The following is a 1,657-nucleotide window of genomic DNA, read 5'->3' as shown; positions in this document are numbered from 1 at the left end:
CGGTTATGGAGCTCAAGGATAGTGAGTTTGATGAAGTATTAACCCTTCAAGGAGAACCTATCCAAAAGCGAAGCTACGTCTACGAAACTACCATAGAGACCGACGCCGAGGCCTACTTCCCGCAGACTTATGTCCCAGGCGACAACGAGCGAATCAATCTCTACCGAGAGCTTGAGTCCCTCCAAAATCCCCAAGACATTCTCCACTATCGCCAGCGCCTAGAGGATCGATTCGGACCACTTCCAAAGGAAGCCGAGGAACTCCTAAAGGTGGTAGAGCTCCGCATGCTGTGCAAAGAGAGTGGCATCGAAAGAGTAACCCATAGACAAGGCTTCCTAAAGCTTTACTTGGTATCGGACAACAATAGCTCCTACTACCGAAGCCCTATCTTCTCCACCATCCTCTCCAATGCCACAGCATGGGGAAGAGACCTCCAATTTAAGGAGGAAAGCGGAAAGCGAACCATCTCTATCAAAAAGGGCATTGATACCATAGGCAAAGCATACACAGCCCTCACAAAGCTAACCACCAAATAACTCCCATCGCCGTACACCACACCACCCCAATATGCTAGCTCACCCTCCAAAATAGGTAGCTCAGCTATATTTATTATCTTTGTAGGAGAATAATGAGAAGTATTATGAGATATATACCCCTACAGATACTACTGCTACTAACACTACTCCTCAGCTGCAAGCCCGAGGAGGAGAGGAAGGTCATACAGCCAAATGAACTACGAGAGGTGGGCAAACTTGAGTTGGTGGAGTATCGTAGTGAAGAGATATTCGTTATCTCCTCCGACCAAAAGAGTCTGGAGAGTATCCGCTCACTTGAGGAGGCAGCCGATTACCTCAGCAGTTTATTTGAGATAGGCGACCGCATAGGCATCTACTCCTTCGACTTCTACACCATCGCCTACATCAACCTATACGACCTGCAAGATAGCGACCTCCAATACGATCAGGAGAACAAGTCCATCCAGCTCACCCTCCCCCCAATCGAGGTAGAGCCCATCGGGCGAGGTGGCACCCTCAAATTGCTCCACGAGCGGGTCAATGGCAATAAAAAGTCCATCACCAGTGAGGAGCGACAAAATATGCAGCGACAAGCGGTGGTACTCGCCAAGCAAAACATTCGCCCCGGCACACCCAAATATCAAGAATTAGTGACCAAGGCACAAAGCAAGGCCCAAGCTTACTTCACCAGCATCCTAAGGGCACGAGGGTACGAAGAGATAGAGATTAGATTTACACAGTCCTATGAAAAAGCGAACTAAGTGGCTTCTAGCCCTCATCATCATAGGGGTCATAGCCCTATTGCTCTTCCTTTTTCTTCCCAAAAGAGCAAAGAGCGAGAAGCAGCCCGAGATATTTCTCTCCGTAGCAAGCGACCTACGCGAGATGGTTCGGCTCACCACCATCGAGGGCGAGCGAATCGTTCCCATCACCTACAAAGGCAAAGGGGTCTCGGCATTCGGCATCGGCCACTACCGCGCACGCATCTCCTTTGATGTAGAGAATATACAGCAAGCCATCCAAGGGGATACCATCTATCTGGTACTCCCCGAGCCACAGGTGCAGATACTAGAGCACGAGGAAAATGGCTTCACCGTCTACGACGTATGGGGCAACAACATCGCCACCCGCATCTTCGGTGC

The 1,657-nt window shown here is 49.9% G+C and carries 2 protein-coding genes and 1 pseudogene; all 3 read left to right on the top strand.

The features are described from left to right. Positions 1-536, top strand: a 536-nt coding sequence (locus QVO39_RS05925; RefSeq protein ID WP_353867186.1) for a TRCF domain-containing protein, incomplete at its 5' end; no start/stop codon positions are given. 104 nt (positions 537-640) lie between these two features. Continuing rightward, on the top strand, positions 641-1,276 hold the full coding sequence (locus QVO39_RS05920) for a DUF4230 domain-containing protein (protein WP_021903417.1): 636 nt from the start codon (positions 641-643) through the stop codon (positions 1,274-1,276). After that, a pseudogene (locus QVO39_RS05915) lies at positions 1,260-1,657 on the top strand (DUF4230 domain-containing protein); the annotation flags it as partial. The gene QVO39_RS05920 and the pseudogene QVO39_RS05915, both read left to right, overlap by 17 nt.

The sequence above is a fragment of the Porphyromonas sp. CAG:1061 genome, from assembly GCF_000435035.1.
Taxonomy (GTDB): Bacteria; Bacteroidota; Bacteroidia; order Bacteroidales; family Porphyromonadaceae; genus Porphyromonas_A; species Porphyromonas_A somerae.
The sequence above is the reverse complement of the archived record's forward strand: the minus strand, read 5'-3'. Positions and strand labels throughout refer to the sequence as shown.

Coding starts and splice junctions, on each gene's coding strand:
- QVO39_RS05920 (WP_021903417.1), top strand. CDS start 641: ATGAGATATATACCCCTACAGATACTACTGCTACTAACACTACTCCTC.